The organism is Thalassotalea nanhaiensis (genome assembly GCF_031583575.1).
Taxonomy (GTDB): Bacteria; Pseudomonadota; Gammaproteobacteria; order Enterobacterales; family Alteromonadaceae; genus Thalassotalea_A; species Thalassotalea_A nanhaiensis.
Window position 1 is genome coordinate 931,239 of record NZ_CP134146.1, and the last position, 19,955, is coordinate 951,193.

The 19,955-nt window shown below is 38.9% G+C and carries 21 protein-coding genes and 1 tRNA gene; 8 read left to right on the top strand and 14 right to left on the bottom strand.

Going from position 1 to position 19,955, the window contains the following annotated elements; all coding sequences use genetic code 11:
• Positions 1-49 precede the first annotated feature (49 nt).
• From der to RI845_RS04230, 5 genes are all read left to right on the top strand, one after another.
• Positions 50-1,513, top strand: coding sequence for a ribosome biogenesis GTPase Der (gene der, locus RI845_RS04210; protein WP_348388504.1), 1,464 nt, complete (start codon positions 50-52; stop codon positions 1,511-1,513).
• Between the two features lie 453 nt (positions 1,514-1,966).
• Entirely contained in the window at positions 1,967-2,650 is a 684-nt protein-coding gene (locus RI845_RS04215) for a MaoC family dehydratase (RefSeq protein WP_348388505.1), read from the top strand.
• 112 nt (positions 2,651-2,762) lie between these two features.
• A tRNA-Leu gene (locus RI845_RS04220) sits at positions 2,763-2,847 on the top strand.
• Positions 2,848-3,110: 263 nt separating this feature from the next.
• Positions 3,111-4,472, top strand: coding sequence for a diguanylate cyclase (locus RI845_RS04225; RefSeq protein WP_348388506.1), 1,362 nt, complete (start codon positions 3,111-3,113; stop codon positions 4,470-4,472).
• 215 nt (positions 4,473-4,687) lie between these two features.
• The gene (locus tag RI845_RS04230; RefSeq protein ID WP_348388507.1) at positions 4,688-5,020 is read left to right on the top strand and encodes a hypothetical protein; all 333 of its coding nucleotides are present in this window, start codon (positions 4,688-4,690) and stop codon (positions 5,018-5,020) included.
• A gap of 183 nt (positions 5,021-5,203) precedes the next feature.
• On the opposite strand, the gene RI845_RS04235 is transcribed toward RI845_RS04230, so the two are convergent.
• The 5 genes from RI845_RS04235 to RI845_RS04255 are packed head-to-tail and all read right to left on the bottom strand — an operon-like array spanning position 5,204 to position 11,256.
• Complete coding sequence (locus RI845_RS04235; protein WP_348388508.1) at positions 5,204-5,422, bottom strand: formate dehydrogenase subunit delta; 219 nt, start codon at positions 5,420-5,422, stop codon at positions 5,204-5,206.
• Positions 5,423-5,453: 31 nt separating this feature from the next.
• Positions 5,454-6,248, bottom strand: coding sequence for a formate dehydrogenase accessory sulfurtransferase FdhD (gene fdhD / locus RI845_RS04240; protein WP_348388509.1), 795 nt, complete (start codon positions 6,246-6,248; stop codon positions 5,454-5,456).
• Positions 6,245-9,136 (bottom strand): formate dehydrogenase subunit alpha, encoded by a 2,892-nt coding sequence (gene fdhF, locus RI845_RS04245; protein ID WP_348388510.1) that lies wholly within the window; start codon positions 9,134-9,136, stop codon positions 6,245-6,247. Before fdhF ends, fdhD begins: the two co-directional genes overlap by 4 nt.
• Entirely contained in the window at positions 9,136-10,761 is a 1,626-nt protein-coding gene (locus RI845_RS04250) for a formate dehydrogenase beta subunit (RefSeq protein WP_348388511.1), read from the bottom strand. Before RI845_RS04250 ends, fdhF begins: the two co-directional genes overlap by 1 nt.
• Positions 10,762-11,256: a formate dehydrogenase subunit gamma gene (locus RI845_RS04255; protein WP_348388512.1), complete on the bottom strand. Its 495-nt coding sequence runs from the start codon at positions 11,254-11,256 to the stop codon at positions 10,762-10,764. It lies immediately after the preceding gene.
• A gap of 296 nt (positions 11,257-11,552) precedes the next feature.
• Between RI845_RS04255 and RI845_RS04260 the strand changes: the two genes are divergently transcribed.
• A complete protein-coding gene (locus RI845_RS04260) occupies positions 11,553-12,362 on the top strand; it encodes an alpha/beta fold hydrolase (protein WP_348388513.1) in 810 nt (269 codons plus the stop codon).
• Positions 12,363-12,364: 2 nt separating this feature from the next.
• Here RI845_RS04260 and RI845_RS04265 read toward each other — a convergent pair whose 3' ends face one another.
• From RI845_RS04265 to RI845_RS04275, 3 genes are all read right to left on the bottom strand, one after another.
• Positions 12,365-12,997, bottom strand: a complete 633-nt coding sequence (locus RI845_RS04265; RefSeq protein WP_348388514.1) for a DUF2182 domain-containing protein — start codon at positions 12,995-12,997, stop codon at positions 12,365-12,367.
• 114 nt (positions 12,998-13,111) lie between these two features.
• A complete protein-coding gene (locus RI845_RS04270) occupies positions 13,112-13,735 on the bottom strand; it encodes a DUF1326 domain-containing protein (protein WP_348388515.1) in 624 nt (207 codons plus the stop codon).
• A 137-nt stretch (positions 13,736-13,872) separates the two neighbouring features.
• Positions 13,873-14,244 (bottom strand): DUF3718 domain-containing protein, encoded by a 372-nt coding sequence (locus tag RI845_RS04275; protein WP_348388516.1) that lies wholly within the window; start codon positions 14,242-14,244, stop codon positions 13,873-13,875.
• Between the two features lie 197 nt (positions 14,245-14,441).
• Between RI845_RS04275 and RI845_RS04280 the strand changes: the two genes are divergently transcribed.
• Entirely contained in the window at positions 14,442-14,978 is a 537-nt protein-coding gene (locus RI845_RS04280; protein ID WP_348388517.1) for a DsrE family protein, read from the top strand.
• 108 nt (positions 14,979-15,086) lie between these two features.
• Here RI845_RS04280 and RI845_RS04285 read toward each other — a convergent pair whose 3' ends face one another.
• The 6 genes from RI845_RS04285 to ubiU form a co-directional block, all read right to left on the bottom strand.
• Positions 15,087-15,347, bottom strand: coding sequence for a DUF5062 family protein (locus RI845_RS04285; protein WP_348388518.1), 261 nt, complete (start codon positions 15,345-15,347; stop codon positions 15,087-15,089).
• Between the two features lie 39 nt (positions 15,348-15,386).
• A complete protein-coding gene (folE, locus tag RI845_RS04290; protein ID WP_348389497.1) occupies positions 15,387-16,067 on the bottom strand; it encodes a GTP cyclohydrolase I FolE in 681 nt (226 codons plus the stop codon).
• A 47-nt stretch (positions 16,068-16,114) separates the two neighbouring features.
• The gene (folM, locus tag RI845_RS04295) at positions 16,115-16,837 is read right to left on the bottom strand and encodes a dihydromonapterin reductase (RefSeq protein WP_405054091.1); all 723 of its coding nucleotides are present in this window, start codon (positions 16,835-16,837) and stop codon (positions 16,115-16,117) included.
• 3 nt (positions 16,838-16,840) lie between these two features.
• A complete protein-coding gene (folX, locus tag RI845_RS04300; protein ID WP_348389499.1) occupies positions 16,841-17,200 on the bottom strand; it encodes a dihydroneopterin triphosphate 2'-epimerase in 360 nt (119 codons plus the stop codon).
• Between the two features lie 168 nt (positions 17,201-17,368).
• Positions 17,369-18,241: a U32 family peptidase gene (locus RI845_RS04305; RefSeq protein ID WP_348388519.1), complete on the bottom strand. Its 873-nt coding sequence runs from the start codon at positions 18,239-18,241 to the stop codon at positions 17,369-17,371.
• Positions 18,242-18,251: 10 nt separating this feature from the next.
• Complete coding sequence (gene ubiU / locus RI845_RS04310; protein WP_348389500.1) at positions 18,252-19,247, bottom strand: ubiquinone anaerobic biosynthesis protein UbiU; 996 nt, start codon at positions 19,245-19,247, stop codon at positions 18,252-18,254.
• Between the two features lie 138 nt (positions 19,248-19,385).
• Between ubiU and ubiT the strand changes: the two genes are divergently transcribed.
• Positions 19,386-19,859 (top strand): ubiquinone anaerobic biosynthesis accessory factor UbiT, encoded by a 474-nt coding sequence (gene ubiT / locus RI845_RS04315; RefSeq protein ID WP_348388520.1) that lies wholly within the window; start codon positions 19,386-19,388, stop codon positions 19,857-19,859.
• Positions 19,860-19,955 lie beyond the last annotated feature (96 nt).

The window sequence follows — 19,955 nt, forward strand, 5'->3', positions numbered from 1 at the left end:
TAATTTTATTGAGTTTTTATAGCTCAATATATTCATTTTTGAGGTAGCCATGCTTCCTGTTGTAGCCCTAGTTGGGCGTCCAAATGTTGGTAAATCAACATTATTTAACCGCTTAACACGTACCCGAGATGCGTTAGTTGCTGATTACCCAGGACTAACCCGTGATCGTCAGTATGGTCAAGCGAACGTTGAAGGCTTGCCTTTTATTGTTATTGATACCGGTGGTATTGAAGGTAACGAGCAAGGTATTGATGCCAAAATGGCTGAGCAGTCATTATTAGCCATTGATGAAGCCGATGCTGTGCTATTTATGGTTGACGCTCGTACCGGTTCGACATCTGCTGATATTGCCATCAGTGAGCATTTACGCAAACAAAGTAAAAAAGTATTTTTGGTTGCTAACAAAATTGATGGTGTTGATGCCGACTCTGCCGTTGCCGAATTTTATGACATTGGCCTAGGTGAAGTTCACCCTATTGCTGCGGCTCATAATCGCGGTGTTACGCAGTTAATTAATTTAGCCTTGGCACCTCACATTGAAGAGCTTTCTGCACAAGTTGAAGAAACTGAAATTATCGACCTAGCCGAAGGCGAAGAGTTTGATGATTCAGAAGAAACTCAACAAGATGACAAAATAAAGCTGGCTATCATAGGTAAGCCTAATGTTGGTAAATCAACATTAACCAACCGTATCTTAGGTGAAGAACGTGTTGTTGTTTACGATATGCCAGGTACTACCCGTGATAGCGTATATATACCTATGGAACGCGGCGATCGTGAATATACCCTTATTGACACCGCTGGTGTACGTCGTCGTAAAAATATGACTGACGCAGTTGAGAAGTTCTCGGTAATTAAAACTCTGCAAGCTATCCAAGATGCGAACGTTGTTATGTTACTTATCGATGCTCGTGATGGGATCACTGATCAAGATTTAAGTTTGTTAGGTTTTGTATTGGAAGCTGGCCGTTCATTAGTATTAGTGATTAATAAGTGGGATGGCTTAGACACAGATATAAAAGACAGAGTTAAATCTGAACTTGATCGCCGTTTAGGGTTTATCGATTTTGCTCGTATTCATTTTATTTCAGCATTGCATGGTACTGGTGTAGGTAACTTGTTCGAATCAGTTGAGGAAGCATTTGACTCAGCAACGAAACGTACCTCAACGGCCATGCTTACTAAAATTATGGAAATGGCGGCGTTTGATCATCAACCACCACTTATTCGCGGAAATCGAGTTAAACTGAAATATGCCCATGCTGGTGGTTATAACCCACCTCTGTATGTTATCCATGGCAACTTGGTAGATAGTTTACCGCAATCATACAAACGCTATTTAATTAACTACTTCCGTAAGTCTTTAAAGATTATGGGGACACCAATTAAAGTTGAGTTTAGAGGTACTGCCAACCCATTTGCTAACAAACGTAAGCTTACCTATACCGAGCGTAAGAAGAAAGCTCGCGAAACCCAAGGCTGGAGTGAAGAAGCAAAAGCCAACAAAAAATAATTACGAAAAAGGCGACTGTAACAGTCGCCTTTTTTAATTCAGGGATGAATTAACTTAGAATTGCCAAGGATGGCATTAATTCTGTTACATCAAGGATGATGGAATGCCGACTTGCCAAGGGCCATTCTTTCACATTCCTGCCATCAACAAGCTAACTTTTATACAGGTAAAAAAAATGCCACCTAAAGAGGTGGCATAAAAAAATATAGCATTTCAGGGAGGAAAACTATAAAAGTTAACTGTGATTAATAATACACTAACTCAAAATTAACTCTGTTACCCAAATGTAAAAGTACGCAATAGTTTGTTGTGGGCAGTTTATATGTTGGTTTATTGGTTTGTTAATTCGTTTCGTTGTGAGGGTTCAGCGTACAGGTGTGCTTTGTTCGCCAGCAGTCAGGCGTTACAATAGGAGCATGTCTATCTTTCAAGTTAAATTTTAATGGAACCAGTATGAACGTTGTCGAATTTATTCGCGAACAAAGGGAGCAGTTTCAGCAACGAAACAACGAATTTAGGGCCAGTTTACAGCCTAAGTTTAAAAACATTACTGGTCTTTTGTCAGATAAATTTAAGCCGTTAACAAACACTCTAAATAACCCTTGGTTATCACGTGCAAGTTTTCAAGAACAAGACGAAGACCAAAAAAGTGAACAAGTTGTTCAAACCCCTGCGGCTGCCAAAGCGTATTGCCAATTAAGCGAACAAATAGGCGAAGAAACCCACTTAGGTGAGTGGTTCTCCTTAGATCAAGAATGCATAAATCAATTTGCTAAAGTTACCCATGATGAACAGTGGATTCATACTGATCCTGAACGTGCTGCTAAAGAGTCGCCGTTTAAAGCAACTATAGCGCATGGCTTTTTAACGTTATCGCTTATACCTAAGTTAACCAATACGGTCGAGCCAGAAGCTAATCCATACCCTGATGCTCGTATGGTGATTAATTTTGGTCTAAACCAAGTTCGTTTTCCCTTTCCTGTAAAGGCAAACTCGAGAGTTCGAGCTAGAACGCGATTAATTGAATTAAAACCAATGAAGAAAAGTATTGAAGTCGTGAATGAAATTAGCGTTGAAGTAGAAGGCTCAAAACGCTTGGCCTGCGTTGCAGAAACCGTTTTAAGGCTGTATTACTAATAAATTGGGTGATTTATAAACAAACAAAATAAATAACTGAGAAAATCATTGCCCTAAGTTATTTTTCTCGTATAATTTACCGCAATCAACAAGCGATTGTTGAGCACGTGTTGCCGGAGTGGTGGAATTGGTAGACACGACGGATTCAAAATCCGTTGCCTTCGGGCGTGCCGGTTCAAGTCCGGCTTCCGGTACCATTTATTCTTGTCATTACCACAGACAAGGAAACAATAAACCAGCTTAATGCTGGTTTTTTTGTGTCTAAATTTTATCTTTACACCTTTAATTCAACATTTTAGTTGATAGTGCAGCTTATACATTCGAGCCTTGTTAGTACTTGTCTTTCAAACTTAATTTTGCTTAGTTACATCAGTGTTACACGCGTCTGATTGTATTGATATTTTAGCTGGTAAATAATGGGGATTATATAATCAAAAATAACTAAGGAACGTGGTAGCAAATGAAACTAAACCTACCGCAAATATTATTAATACTTAGCGTTCTATTCTCAGCTAAAGTGTTCGCTGAAAATAAACAAATGGATTTTTACTTTTCTCCCAATTGGTCGCCGCTAAATTGGACTGATGAGCAAGGAAAACTACAGGGTATTAATATTGACTTTGCCAACTTGATTTCGACTAAAGTTGGTTATAAAGCAAACATTTCTAAAGTACCATACTGGCCGCAAGTGCTAGAGAATATTGAATCAGCTAATGGAGACTTAACCTTAGGTGGTACTGCACACGATGATTGGGAAAAACAATTTCTGTTATCAAAGCCTTATGTTAGTTTTCCGCTAGCCATTGCATCACGAAATCAATCTCAGTTTTTCGCCGACATTTCATTTTTAGCGGGAAAAAAAGTGGCCGTGGGTGCTACGTATACCGTTAGGCACATACTAGAAACAGACTATCAAGATGTCATTATCGTGCCCGTTGCAACAACCTATCAAGGATTGGACTTATTAGAGCAAGGTCAAGTTGATGCAGTTTTAGATATTTTGCCGGTACTCATGCAAAGGCTTAGGGATAAGTCTTACAAAAATATAGACATAGGAGGGGTTTTTTCTGAAAAGTTGGAATTGCTGGCTCTTATTAATAAAGATAAGCCTGAAGTGCTGCAGGTGGTTAACCAAGCAATTGATAACATCACAGTAGCAGAGAAAAAGGCGATATTAGACATTTGGTTGCACAATAAGTTACAGGTTGAACACGACGATCAAATCGTTCATCTAATCGTATTAATCCTTTTATTGTTATTGATAGGGTTGTTTGTTCGACAAAGCAAACTAAAGAAAAAACACAGAGCATTATCAAGTGCTTACATTAGAGATACGCTAACAAATACCTATAGCCGAGGTTATGCACAAGAGTTGCTAAGTCGCTGTTTTGCAGATGCTAAACGCAATAATATTATTGCATCAGTTGTTATGTTTGACATTGATTACTTTAAAAACATAAACGACAGTTATAACCATGCCATTGGTGATAAAATTTTAATTGAATTTAGTCAATTAATTGAAAAAAATATTGAGACCAATGACTCCTTCGGGCGATGGGGAGGAGAGGAATTTATCTTAATCTGCCCAAATACCAGCAGTCATCAAGCTGTAGTGTTATCTGAAAAACTGCGTAGCTTAGTGGAAAATCATACCTTTTCTAACGATATTAGGATCAGCTTCAGTGCTGGTGTGGTGCAACTTGATGCCGGTCTGACAATTAAGTTAGCGTTAGATATGGCTGATAACGCGCTATATCAATCGAAACGTAACGGTAGAAATCAGGTAACTCTAGCGAGTGAAGCTGTTACTGGTATTTCATAATTGACCAACGATTTATAAAATTTTTGATCAAAATCAAGCGGAATTATCAATAACACTGCTATTTATTACCCTGGCTAAGAGACAGGGTATGTGAATAAGTACCTATGTTATCTTGATTTGGTTACCCCCAACCAACTTAGTCAACTCCAATGACATCCGATTAATATGCGGACAACTGATAAACAAACCAATTTGGTCAAATTTAAGGTTTAACGATGAAACAACTACTACTTGTCCTTTTGTTAGGGACGACAACTTGCGTGATAGCAAAAACTGGCACGCCTGAGCACTCTAAGGCGATCAAAATTGGAAAATGTTCAACGATAGCAGAACGGCTAGGATACAAAACCGAGGCCAATGAGCTTATCACTGCTGCGGTTAGTCTGGAAATCAATGGGGCCATAACTGGGGATAATTACACTAGGGGTGTTTTGGACACAATTGAGCAAGGATTGATCACCGTAGACGAGTATCGCGAGTATTTAGGTAATGAGTACAGCATGAATAGGTGTGAAACTTTACTCGATGAAATTAGAGGCAATAGATAATAAAACTGGGTTTCAACATGCGTGATTGGCAATTTATTTGGCAATGTCTAAACGTTTTTGTTTAGCTTGTAAAACGCTCGGCCAATTACTCATGCATTTCTCAGGATATCCATAAGCACAATTAAAATGGCTTGATGAACATCACCAGCAAGATGAAGTCGAGTCATTTTAATGTGAGAGGGATTACTGGCTTAACTTTGCTACGGCTAACTTTGAAATATCATTAAGCCCTGAGCCATCATTCTGATAATATTTTATCAAATCAGTTTTCATTGATTTAGCCCAAAATAGGGTTAAATGATTTACTACTTTATCTGCCGCTTGTGTTGGCGTTAGATGATGGCCAATATTATCGGATATTTGATTACACATTTTGATAATGTTGTTTAGTTTTGTGCTCATTAATGTACTTCTCTGAATGTGATCTGGTTAACTAGCTTATTGTGTTATCAGCATAGATAACTTGTCGGGTACTACTTGCAAATGCAATTAAGTTTAATTGATGTTGCTCAGCCCAATCAATTGCTTTACTTGTGGCTGCAGACATACTCACTAAATGATTAATACCCGCAGCAATGGTCTTATCGACCATTTCATAACTTGCTCTGCTGGACACTAATATAAATCCCTTATCAGGCGTCAATTGCTGCTTATTTTTAACTAATGCACCAATTAACTTATCAAGAGAATTATGACGGCCCACATCTTCTCGAATTAACAGCACCTCACCCGTTTCGGTTGAGCAAAAAGCAGCGCCGTGTACACCGCCAACTTTCTGTCTAAGTACCTGCTTATCGATAAACTGCTCAATAGCATGTTGACACGCGGATAAAGTGATCAATGAACTTTTCGGTAAACAGAGGCGTGATTTAACCGTTTGCTCTAATGACTCTACACCACACAAACCACAACCACTATTACCCGCTAAACTACGACGTTTGTTTTTTAAGGCAGAAAACTGTCTAGAGTTAAGGGTAATATTTAACTCTAGACCATTTGTTTGCTGTTTAACCTCAAAATCTAATAAGTCAGTTTCTCGTTCTATAATGCCTTCATTTAAACTAAACCCTAGAGCAAAATCGTGTAAATCATCAGGAGTGGCCATCATTACAGCATGCGAAATACCGTTATACACCAAAGCAATAGCTTGCTCACTAATAACCCAGTCAGTGTCTACCTGAGTTTGTGTTGTCGTTCTTGTTTTTTTCGTTACTTGCTGAACATTCATTGCGTTATTTTTTTCTTTTTGGGCAAGTAATTTGTTTGCTTAATATGGTGTTCTTGATTTCGCTCTTGCCATTTTGAAGGCGATGAAACCTTATTTACCTGTACAGCAGTCACTTTATATTCTGGACAGTTTGTGGCCCAATCTGAATTGTCGGTAGTAACCACATTGGCACCACTTTCAGGGTGATGAAATGTGGTATAAACAACACCAGGTTGCATACGCTCAGTAATTTTTGCAATAAGAACGGTATCACCAGAGCGACTATTTATGCCTAACCAATCGCCATCAACAATACCTCTTTCCTGAGCATCATGTGGATGAATTTCCAATACATCCTTGTCGTGCCAAGCTTGGTTGTCGGTACGTCGTGTTTGAGCACCTACATTGTATTGCGACAGTATGCGTCCAGTTGTTAATAGTAACGGAAATTTACGATTCGCTCGTTCACTTGTCGCGACATATTCTGTAATGGCAAATGTAGCTTTACCAATAGGGAAGTTATCTACATGCATGGTTGGTGTGCCAATTGGATTTTCATCATTACACGGCCACTGAATACTAGTTTGCTGCTCCAACTTTTCATAACTTACACCACTAAAGGTTGGTGTGAGCTGGGCAATTTCATCCATAATTTCACTTGGATGTTGGTAGTTCATTTCATAGCCAAGTGCATTTGAAAGTGCCATCGTCGCTTGCCAGTCAGCTAAGCCGGCAAGTGGAGTCATAACTTTTCTGACGCGGTTAATACGGCGTTCAGCATTGGTAAACGTACCATCTTTTTCTAAAAATGAAGACCCGGGTAAAAACACATGGGCAAATTTTGCCGTTTCGTTAAGGAAAATATCTTGTACGATCAAACATTCCAAAGAGCCTAATGCCGCTTGTACATGATGGGTATTAGGATCAGATTGTGCAATATCTTCACCTTGGCAATATAAACCTTTGAACGTGCCATCAATGGCAGCATCAAACATATTAGGAATACGCAGTCCTGGTTCAGAATCGATGGTAACTTGCCAATGCTGCTCAAATTTATCGCGCAATAAATCATTACTTACATGTTGGTATCCTGGTAGTTCATGAGGGAACGAGCCCATGTCGCATGAGCCCTGTACGTTATTTTGACCACGTAATGGGTTAACGCCAACGCCTTCTCGGCCAATATTGCCGGTGAGTAATGCTAAGTTTGCTATGCCCATAACCATGCTTGAGCCTTGCGAATGCTCTGTCACTCCCAAGCCATAGTAAATGGCTGCATTGTTAGCATTGGCATATAAGCGGGCAGCCAGGCGTAATTCGTTAGCATCAATACCGGTAATTTCGGCAGTACGCTCTGGCGAATGACGAGAGTCTTTTATAAAGTTATACCATTGTTGGTAAGCGTCGGTTTGACAGCGTTGTGCAATAAAGTCTTTATCTTCTAAGCCTTCATCTACAATGACATGTGCCATTGCATTTATAAATGCTACATTGGTGCCAGGGCGTAAAGGTAGGTGATGGTCCAAATGCACATGTGGGCTTTTGCCTAAATCAATTTTACGAGGATCGGCAATAATAAGTTTTGCCCCTTGTCGTAATCGTTTCTTTAATAAAGAGCCAAATACTGGGTGAGCATCGGTTGGGTTAGCGCCAATAACGATAATAGCATCAGCTTTCATTACCGAATCAAACGTTTGCGTACCAGCAGATTCTCCAAGTGTCGCTTTTAAGCCAAAACCGGTTGGTGAATGACATACTCGTGCACAGGTGTCGGTATTGTTGTTACCGAACGCAGCTCTAATCAACTTTTGTACTAGATAGGTTTCTTCATTGGTACAACGAGAAGACGTAATACCACCAATACTATCTTTACCGTATTTTTGTTGAATGCCTTTTAGCTTAGAGGCGGCAAATTGAATTGCTTCTTCCCAGCTCACTTCACGCCAAGGTTGGTCTATATGATCTCTAACCATAGGTGTGGTAATACGGTCTTGATGGGTGGCATAACCAAACGCAAAACGTCCCTTCACACAAGAATGGCCATGGTTGGCTTGGCCATCCTTTGACGGCACCATACGCACAACCTTTTCACCTTGCATATGTGCATCAAATGAACAACCAACACCGCAGTAAGCACAAGTTGTGGTAACTTTATGTTCGGGTTGTCCTTGTTCAATAATGCTATTTTCCATTAAGGTTGATGTCGGGCAGGCTTGTATACAGGCGCCACAAGAAACACAATCTGAACTGATAAAATCGTTGTTATATCCGGTTGATATTTTTGAGTCAAAGCCTCTACCATCAACGGTTAAAGCAAAGGTTCCCTGCACTTGCTCACAGGCACGGACACAACGAGAGCAAACAATACATTTGCTCGGCTCAAAGGTAAAATAAGGGTTAGACGTATCTTTAGCTGCACTAAGGTGATTATCACCATCAAAACCATACCTTACTTCACGTAAACCAACCGTACCAGCCATGTCTTGTAATTCACAATCGCCATTACTTGCACAGGTTAAACAATCCAACGGGTGATCAGAAATGTACAGTTCCATGATATTTTTACGCAGGCGCGCAATTTTGTCATTTTGCGTAGATACTTGCATGTCTTGTTCTACGGGAGTTGTACAGGAAGCAGGCATGCCTTTACGGCCCTCTATTTCCACTGCACAAAGTCGACATGAGCCAAATGATTCTAAATTATCTGAGGCACATAGTTTTGGGATGGCGATATTTAACAAGGCTGCTGCACGCATTACCGAGGTACCTTTGGGTACCGATATACTTTGACCATCTACTGTTAACGTAACCTGCTCAGCAGAATCAACAAATGGTGTTCCTAAATCAACAATGCTGCTCGAGTTTAACCCTTGGTTTTGCTCTGCTTTTGGATCATAAATAGCAACCATTAGTTTATCTCCTTGGCATTGAATTTATCAGCTGTAGCCACGAAGTCATCGCTAAAGTGATTCATAATACTGCGCACAGGGATAGGCGTCATACCTCCCATGGCACATAAAGAGCCATCGACCATTGTATCGCAAAGATCAACCAACAAGGTATTAAGCTCGGCAAGCTCTTCTGCTGAGTTTTCACTTTGTTGTTGAGCCTTTGTCATCTTATTAATAACTTCTACGCCCCTTACCGAGCCAATGCGACATGGAGTACATTTTCCGCAGGATTCGGCTACACAAAATTCCATTGCAAAGCGGGCTTGAGCGGTCATGTCGACGGTATCGTCAAACGCAACAATACCGCCATGACCTAACACAGCGTCAATTTTTGCAAACGCTTCGTAATCAAGTTCAGTAGCCCATTGATTTTCAGGAAGATATGCACCAAGAGGGCCGCCTACTTGAATTGCTTTTAATGGGACTCCGCTATAACTTCCCGCTCCAAAATCATTAATCAATTCAGCTAACGTGGTACCAAATGCCAGTTCAACCAAACCACCTTGCTTTATATTTCCTGCCAATTGAAATGGTAGTGTGCCGCGCGATCGGCCAACGCCAAAATCTTGATAGTATTGAGCGCCTTGGGCAAGAATAGTCGGTATGGTCGCTAAGCTAATCACATTATTAACAATTGTTGGTTGGCCGAATAAGCCTTCAATTGCAGGCAATGGCGGTTTCGCCCGCACTAAACCTCGTTTACCTTCAAGGCTTTCCAGCAATGATGTTTCTTCACCACAGATGTATGCGCCAGCACCTATGCGCACTTCCAAATCAAATTTTTGGCCACTTTGTTGAATGTTATTACCTAGAAAATTCTGTTGGTAGGCGGTATTAATCGCTTGCTCTAAAATAATGTTAGCCTGTGGGTATTCCGAGCGTAAATAAATATAACCTTGGTTGGCACCAACCGCTAAACCAGCGATGATCATCCCTTCAATTAAACTAAACGGATCGGCCTCCATTAATAAACGATCAGAAAATGTTCCTGAGTCGCCTTCATCGGCATTACAAACAATGTATTTTTGTTGTGCTTCAGAGGTTGATTTGGCATCTAGTACGGTTTGCCATTTTATACCTGTCGGAAATGCCGCGCCGCCTCGTCCTCGTAAACCTGAGGTTTTTATTTCATCGACTATTTTTTGCTGGCCGTTGTCACTGCCTTGCTCAAACATTGCTAACGCTTTTGATAAGCCGGAAAAGCCTTCATGTTCGATATAATCGTTGATATTAATCGGGTCGATAATCCCCGCACGACTAAACGTTAAGCGCTGCTGTTTAGCAAGGTAGGGAATTTCTTCAGTCAAGCCTAAATATAAGGGATGATCGGAGTTTCCATTTAATAAACCTTGAGCAAGTAATGACTCAACATCTTCAATTTGCACTGGCCCGTAAGCAACGCGCCCTTTTGGTGTAAGCACTTCTACTAGAGGTTCAAGATAAAACAAGCCCCTAGAGCCATTTCGCACTATTGTTACATCATCGGTTAAGTCTTGGCATTGAAACTTTAACGCTTGAACAACATCGTCCGCACCCATTGATAATGCTGAAGTATCTCGTGGAACAAATAGAGTAATAGCCATCTATGCGAGCTCCCCAACATTTATTTTATAAGTGGCAAGCGTGTCGGTAAGCTTGGTAAATTTTTCACTGTTCATTCGGCCATATACTTTGTCAGCAACTTTTACTGAGGGAGCGCATGCACAGTTGCCTAGGCAGTAAACTGGCTCTAAGGTAAAGTTGTTGTCTTTAGTTGTTTGATTATATTCAATGTTAAGTTGAGATTGAGCTGCAGCCTCTAATGCACCGGAGCCCATTGACTGACAAGCCTCGCCTCGGCATATTTCGATAACGTGACGACCTGTTTGTTTCATTCTAAAGTGAGCATAAAAGCTTATCACGCCAAAAATTTCAGCATCGCTTTGATTTAATGAATAAGCAACGATAGATATTGCTTGCTCAGGAATGAAGCCAAATTCATGTTGAATATCATGAAGAATAGGTAACAGAGCACCAGGTAAGTTTTTTTTATTATCAACAATCTGTTGAATTTTATAGTTTATTTCATCAGTGGTCATGCTTATATCTCATCCTGAACCGATTAAATTATTCGGGCTTAATAATTTATTATATATCTTTTTTGATCCGATTGGTGAAAGCGTTAAATGCATATTTCATTAAAATAACGTCGTTTTAATGTTTTTAAGAACAAAATTATAATTGTGAAAATAAAAAACAAGTAAACTAAACGTTAATTTTTTGTGGGGTATTCAGTCTGTGTTGACTAAATTTTACAAAAATTGTACTAAAAAGTTGTACTAATAGTTAAAATCTACATGGTATGATGCCTCCTTGATTTTTTTATGGACCTTACATGAACACTGCAATGCTTTATCACAAAACTTATTTACACCCAGACAGCAAAGAATGGGTAGTTTTTGTGCATGGCGCTGGCGGCAGTTCTAGTATTTGGTTTAAGCAAATCAAAGAATACAAAAAACACTTCAATTTGGTATTTATTGATTTACGCGGTCATGGCCGTTCGGCTGCGGTTTCCTTCAAAGAGATGCTAAAAAACGGTTACACCTTTAATGATGTTGCGCTGGATATTGTGCAAGTCCTTGATCACTTAAAAATTAAAGGCGCTCACTTTGTTGGTATTTCACTTGGTACAATATTAATTCAAAAGTTAGCTGAACTTGCACCTAACCGAGTTAAAACAATGGTGCTAGGTGGTGCCGTAACTCGCTTTGATTTTCGCTCGAATACACTGGTTAAAATTGGTGACTTCTTTAAGCATGTAATGCCTTATATGTGGTTATATCGATTATTCGCATATATTCTAATGCCTCAAAAGGGGCAGGTTGAATCTCGAGGCATGTTTATTAAAGATGCAAAAAAACTGTGTCAAAAAGAGTTTAAGCGTTGGTTTAAGCTTGCCGCTGATGTGAACCCATTAATGAAGTACTACAAAGAGAATGAAACCAATACGCCAACATTATATTTAATGGGAGAAAATGATCATATGTTCATGCGGCCTGTAAAAGAAATGGTTGCCAAGCATAGTCGTAGTCAATTAACAGAGATTAGTAATTGTGGGCATGTATGTAATGTAGAAAAACCACAAGAGTTTAATCAACACTCCATTGAATTCATTAAAAACAATGGCCAACAAAACAGTTAACGCTAGAATAAGTAACTAAGTCCAAGCAGTATTAACAAAGCCCCTAAATACTTACTAATAATCTCCCCTTTGGGTAAAGCCTTTTCCACCAACACCACTAGCGTAAGAATTAAAATCCATTGTAAGTTCATTACCCCGGTAACAAATAAAATTGCCATTAAAAACCAACAGCAACCCACGCAATAGCTGCCATGTTTTATCCCTAAACTGACTGCACCTTTTATCCCTTCTTGCCAGTCTCCGGTTAACAGGGAAAGTGGCGAGCGGCACAAGTTTAAACATTGTTGTTTAAAAGCACTGAATTGATATATACCGGCAACGATAAGGATGAGGGCACTAAATTGTATATTCGCACTATCCATCATCGGGCTGAGCAACTCCAAGTGATGCAACCAGGTTTGAATGATGGTGATCAGAACACTATAAATAGCCCACGCAATTAGGTAGCCGATAGAAAAGAAAAATGTAGGTGTGAAGCTTGCTCCGTGCTGTTGACGTTGTTGGTTTATTTTATCAATAAGTAAAATAACAGGCAGGGCAGATGGCAACATCATGCCTGCCATCATAATGGCCCACATAATAAATAAAAGCCCAATATCAGCATATGACCAAGTAGCCACTGGCTCCATATTCATGGTCATCCCATAAAGCATATAATACCAACTCAAATATATGAGCAGCCCTATGGATACTAAAACCAACCCTTTATTTACGATGCTTTGCAACAGTACTATTAACCTTTATTTTAATTAAGTAGGCCAATTAACAACAGCTTTGGCAGCAAATGTGTCTGAATAATTAAACGATAAATTGCCATGCTCTACTTTTAACGATGTTGTTTTTCCAACAAAACCATCATTCCACATAAAACCACCACTAGGAAAGGTAATGTGTACTTTATTTTCATCACCTGTTACTGGGTTGATATGTGGCGCTTGTCCGGTTTCTAAAACACCTGAAATTGAAACGGTAGACTTATAATCTTGTGGATCCATTTCAATATCGCTGATTATCGGTCCGTCAAATTCAGAAAACAATGTTGCGATAGCTTCAACTGGCATACCGCCTGCTTGGCCTGAGAAAATCGTCGCTAACGCTGTTACTTGCTCTTCACTTGCGGCTCTATCAATAAATAGTGCGCCTTTACCGTCGCCATCATGCATGGCTTTTGGCCACATAGCGACAAATACAGCTTTTAAACCAGACAGATCTAAATCGTTAAAATGACCTTTTATTACCTGCCAACCTAAAATGGCATCACAGCCGCCATTCGCACTGCTCGGAAAGCCGCCAAATTGGCATCCACATCCATGACTACAGCTACAACTTTCAATCTGGTGCATGGATAATGCCCAAGAATTTTCATCAGACATAATAAACTCCTTTGTAAAAGTGGATTAAGTATAGTTCACTTTTACAAATTATTATTTTATCCGTCATAGTCACTTTTTCGACTTAAAACCAATATTATAAGTCGCTTCATTGTTCATTATGGCTGCTTAAAGGTTAATTACTTTGCGGTAATATAGATAACTTTCACACCTTGATTTATTTGGCTTGGCGAATGTACAGCGACATTGCTAAATGAAGTTGAGTCCTTCCTATAGGCGTCAATGAATTTTGCCGTTCGTGTCGAGCTAAAAGAGTAAGCAAAGTCAGCTATATTTTGTTCATTACACTTAAGGTGATCTGCAATTACTTGATAAGTAAAGCCATGATGTTTTACTAATCTCATATAACGAAGTAGGTTGTTTTCGGCTGCAGCAATACATATTTTAGTATTTGGATCTTTGTCAGTAGCAACAAATTTATATTGGCTTGCTAAAGTTACAGGTGTGGCTCCAATTAATAGAGCTAAAATCGACAATTTGGTAAACGTCATAATACCCTCCTTTACCTATTGTAAAAAATACACTGGCTTAGCAGGTGCAGAGAATAACCAAAGCACTGAAGCTAAGGGGTAGCTAAAGTATAGTAAAAAATTGTGCTTTTAAGATTTCCCTGTAGCTTAAGAGTTTTCATTGAGTTAAATTAGGTTTATTAAATGGTTGTATTTACTATTATTTTAAGAGCTGAACGATGAAAAAAAATCTTATTATGTTGGTTACGCTATTGTTGTCATTCAATAGTTTTGCGGGCAAAGAAAACTTTACCAAAGGGCCTGTGTTTAAAAACTATGGTGAAAATGTTGCAATTAAAGGTGCGTTAATTCATCCAGAAAAACAAACATTTAAAGTAGTATTTGATATTGCCAATATTAATGAAAATGGGGGCGTTAACGGTAATTTTAATACGGTAGCTCGATTTATAAATATGCATGTTCGAGCAGGAGTCCCGTTAGAAAATATTGATGTGGCTATGGTGGTGCACGGAAAAGCTGGATTTGATTTAATGACAAACGCAGCCTATAAAAACAAATTTGATCAAGATAATGTTAGTGCTGAATTAGTAAGTTTGTTGCTTGCTGCAGATGTTAAAATATACCTTTGCGGACAGTCGGCAAGTTATTTAGGTGTTGATAAGGTTGATTTAATACCTAGTGTTGAAATGGCGTTATCGGCAATGACGGCTAACGCTTTGCTGCAACAACAACGGTATACTCTAAACCCATTTTAATTCGTTTTGAAAGTTATTCTATCTAACTACGATTAATTTTAATTACTACTCAGTAATTAAAATTAATCAGCACAGGGGGAGTATTATCAGGAGGCTAAAATAGTAACACTATTTAAGCAGTTCATGGCCCTCAGGCAGTTGCTTTTGAATCCATAATGCGAGTTTATGTTTCATACTTAGCAAGTCTTCTTTATCTTCAGGGAGAGGGTGAACCAATTTGTCCTGCACTAATAATCGATATAGTGCTTCAACCTTTTCTTTTGCTGCATCAGTTGCACCAAAGCTTTTAAAACCTCTATTTACTGCGTACTTTTCACCTACACTTAGGGCTATTTTTAATAAAGCCTGTTCATTTTTCATCTTTTTCATACGCGTTCCAAATAAGGGAGAATGTTATACCAATTGGTATTACTGTAAAAATTCACTGCGGGTCGCAGGATTAGTTTTAAAACAACCACTTAGGGCTGTTGTCGTGGTACTAGAGTTTGAGTCCATTACGCCACGAGCTTTCACACAATAATGCACGGCATTGATGGTTACCGCAACATGTTCTGTGTCTAGTAGTGCTTTTAATGAGATCAAAATTTGCTGTGTTAAGCGCTCTTGTACTTGTGGTCGTTGGCCAAAGAAACGAACAAGTCGATTAATTTTAGACAAGCCGATAATTTTCTTTTTAGGAATGTAGGCAACTTTTGCCATACCATCAATCGTGACAAAATGATGTTCACACGTACTTGTCAGGTTAATGTCTTTAACCATGATCATTTCGTCATTAGCCATTTTATTTTCAATGACCGTAATTTTTGGAAAGTTGCTGTAATCTAAGCCCGAGAAAATTTCTTGCACATACATTTTAGCAATGCGATGGGGCGTTTCTTGTAAGCTGTCATCGGTTAAATCTAACCCCAAGGTATCACATATATCAGTAAATGATTGTTTGATTTTTTGATACTTTTCATCATTACTGAGCTTGTCCGTAATCTGCATCGGAGTTTCTAAACCAGCATCAATTAATGCCTTTTGTACAATTTTAGCTGCTGGACTGCTCGCTTTATTGCTACTAATGCTGGCGAGTGTTTTTGCTTGCATGCTATTCATAATAATTTTCTCAATAATTTACATCAGCCATTATGGTGTTAGGCTAAGTGTCTGCCGCCGTCTAAGTGTAGTGTATGACCAGTTATATACCTACTCTTTAGTAGGTATTGTACTGCTTCAACACCCTCCATTTCACCAGGGGCAATTTGCATTAACGACTTCTTTAAGGTTTTTTCTTTATAGCTGTCACTATCATCAATGTTAAACATTAATAGTGACGGTGCAATCGAGTTTACTTTTACTTTTGGCGCTAAAAGAGCAGAAAAAGAAAGCGTTAGGTTAGCCAATGCCGCTTTACTTGCCGCGTAAGCTATGTGCTTTTTACTACCTTTATCTACTACGTAATCAGTTAAGTGAATTACATTAGCTGCACGATTCGTTTCTTGATGAAAACGCTCTAATAATGGCTGAAACGCAAGGTTTAGTTGATAAGGTGTTTGCACATGAATTTGCATCATGGCTTTCATTATTAACGAAGGGGGCGTCTCGGTGTTTTCAGCGAGCCAATCGGAAGCATTATGTACAATTGCGCTTAATGAAGAACAATGATTTTTAACGTACTGGCTAAACGCGGCAATTCCTTCATCAGAGGAAAAATCTGCTTGGACACAAGTGATGCCAAGGTTTTTCAGCTCGACTAGTGATGCTCGTTCAGTACGATAGGTTATTATTACCGGCGTTAATTTACTGTGTAATGCTTTTGCTAACGCTAAACCTAAACGTTGGCTACCACCTGTAATAATTATTGCATGATCTATCATCGTTTATTGACGCTTGGCACTTAATGTAAGAGAAACAGAGTCAGCAAAACGAAGCGCATGCGGTTTCTCTACGGTAACTTTTGCATAGGTAACCAGCTTGGAAGTCATGGCTATTTCTAATAAATCTGATGTTAGTTTTTCGAGCAATTTAAAGTTGCCACTTTCGACATGACTGATCATCTTTTTTGTGATCGTTTTATAGTTTAATGCCTGAGCTGCCTCATCGGTAGTACAAGCATTACCTGCTGGATAACGAATTTGCGCATTAATAACAATATCTTGCTGTTTACTTATTTCTTCAGGGTTAAAACCAATATAAGTACGTAAACGTAAATTGATGATATCAATAGTTGCATCATCCATAATCAATGTATTGGTATTATTTTGTATATTTTGAACCGAGCTCATACTTATCTCTAACAACGCTTTTATTTAGTATAACAACTTGTAGAAACAATTAAATGGTAAGGCGAACGAAAACAAGAGTAGAAAGATTAAAACTCTACTCTTATCAATCGTGTGGGAGTTGATTTATACAGTATTCATTCCTGCAATTTGATGCCAATAACCATTCGAATGGTTTTTTGGTAATTGCTCAAATATAGGGTGCTGCTGTTTGGCAATAAAGTTATCTAATATGCTAAACGTATCTTCTGCTTGCGGGCTAATACGGATAATGTCTATCAAGTTTTTCATACTTTCTATGTCATTACTTAAGTTATAACAATCGCCTGACATTGTTTGAATGCCGTTTAGCACAAACAGTTGCTTATCTTCCTGGCTATCGGCAATTCGGCCGCTTGGGTAATTGATACAACAAAGCTGGCAGTCATCTTTGCTTTTATTTTCACTTCTTGCGGTGAAGCAACGAGCCGAGTAGGCGAGAGGTAAATGGCCATAACATTGAGTTTCTACCTCAAATTTGTCTCGCAACCCTTGGTCTTCTAATTCACCCAAGGTTTGCTTTATCCAATCCCTACCCAGTTCCACCGGCGTCACCCAACGTTGCATTCCCATGCTAATTAGTCGTTTCAAAGCGGGAGCATTATAGGCATTTATTGCTTGACCACACACAAATTCAACATTGTTTTGGCGGCAAAACTCAATTGCACCAACATCATTGGCTTCAATAATAAATTCTCCGTTATCACAGTATTTTTTTAGAATTGAAACCTCAGATGGTGCTTCTAACAATGCCATGGTAGACAGTACTATTTGTTTGTTTGAATTTGCCAGATCTATGGCGAGCTCCAACCAGTCTTTTTGGCGAAGTTCACGCCGTTTGGAGCAAACAGTTTCACCAAGGTAAATAATATCGGCATTTGAACATGCTGCTTGTTGATAAAACTCTTCTACTTGTGCTTTGGGCCAATAAAATTGATTTGCGCCTAATGAATATTTCATTAACTTTCCTCTATTGCCAATTACGGTGATAAGCACCGAGCGTTGTTTGTGAACCTTCAGAAATATTACCAAGCTCACTCATCCAAGCAGGATCCGCTTTATAGTTATCAGGATCTTTTTTGTAGGAGTCGATGGCTTGTCGCCATAACCGCGTTACGGTGGCCACATATGCTGGACTGCGTTGTCGTCCTTCAATTTTTACTGAAGCAATATTGGCTTTGGCAAGCTCTGGAATTAAATCGATTGTATTTAAGCTCGTTGGCTCTTCCAGGGCATGATAAATATTATCATTAACTTTAAATCGGCCTTTGCACAGAGTAGGGTAGCCGGCATTTTCATCGTCTCTATAGCGATCAATTAATACATCATTAAGTCGTGACTCCAAACCCGTGTCGGTTTGTTTCCAGTCTACATATTTTGCCGGAGAGCAAGCACCTACTGTATTTGGGCTTTCTCCGGTTAAATAGGAAGATAAATAACAGCGCCCCTCGGCCATAATGCATAAGCTACCAAAAGCAAACACTTCAAGTTCAATGTCGGTTTGCCTAGAGAGTTGCTTAACTTGCTGAAGTGATAATACTCGAGGTAAAACAACTCGATGAATATTGAAGTTATTACGGTAAAAATCGATAGCCGCTTTATTGGTGGCTGAAGCTTGTACTGAAAGATGAATTTCGGCATCAGGGTATTTATCTGCGGCGTAATCAAGCACCGCCATATCAGCAATAATTAATGCTTTTGCACCAATGTCTACGGCTTTGTCTACTGTATATTGCCATGATTTAAACTCACCAGGTTTGGCAAAGGTATTAATAGCAATATGTAAGTCTTTATTTTGTTGGTTGATTAAATTGGCCGCTTGTAAAATGCGTTTATCGTTAAAATTAAGTCCGGCAAAATGACGGGCATTAGTTTCATTATTCATGCCAATAAATATTGCATCAGCGCCATGCTCCAGCGCTGTTTTTACTGCAGGCAGACTACCTGCCGGGCAAAGTAATTCCATGGTTAAGATCATACTCTTAGTTATTATTATGCCAGATTATTTTATCTTTTTAGCAAGGCAGATATTTGATATGGATTAAATAAAAGATATTTTTAATTTGTTATCGTTGAATTATTAAAATTTACCGCAAGAGTCGTTATGAATTTACCTAGCAAACTGTCAGTAATCCTGCCTAAAATAGCTCATATATCAAGCCATATCGTACCTGAATCTATTCAAAATAAAGTTATCGAGGTTGCACTTAACAATGTGTTAAAAGAGCAACTCATTGATGGTGAATTAGACTTTCTTGAACAAGTGTTTTTAGAAATCAAAGTTACTGATCTTAATAAGTCTTGGTTTTTTAGTGTTGAAGATGAAAAAATATTGGTGAGTCACGCTAGCATCACCACACAAAGTAGTGACGTTGTGATCAGCGGTGAGTTTAACTCCTTCGTGCTATTAGCATCACAAACGATTGATCCAGACACTTTGTTTTTTAAAAGAAAGTTGCTGATAGAAGGTGATGTTGAATTAGGTTTAGCCGTTAAAAACTTGCTTGATCGGGTTGAGCTTAGCCAACTGCCAGAGTTAATAACTAAACCAATTAATGCCTATGCGCAGATACTGTAATTGTTAATCGTCGCACCTGCTTTTCCGCTTTATAAACAAAAATGTTGGCAACGGAGTATTCTTCTGTATAATAGATTTTTCATTTAGACGTCTATA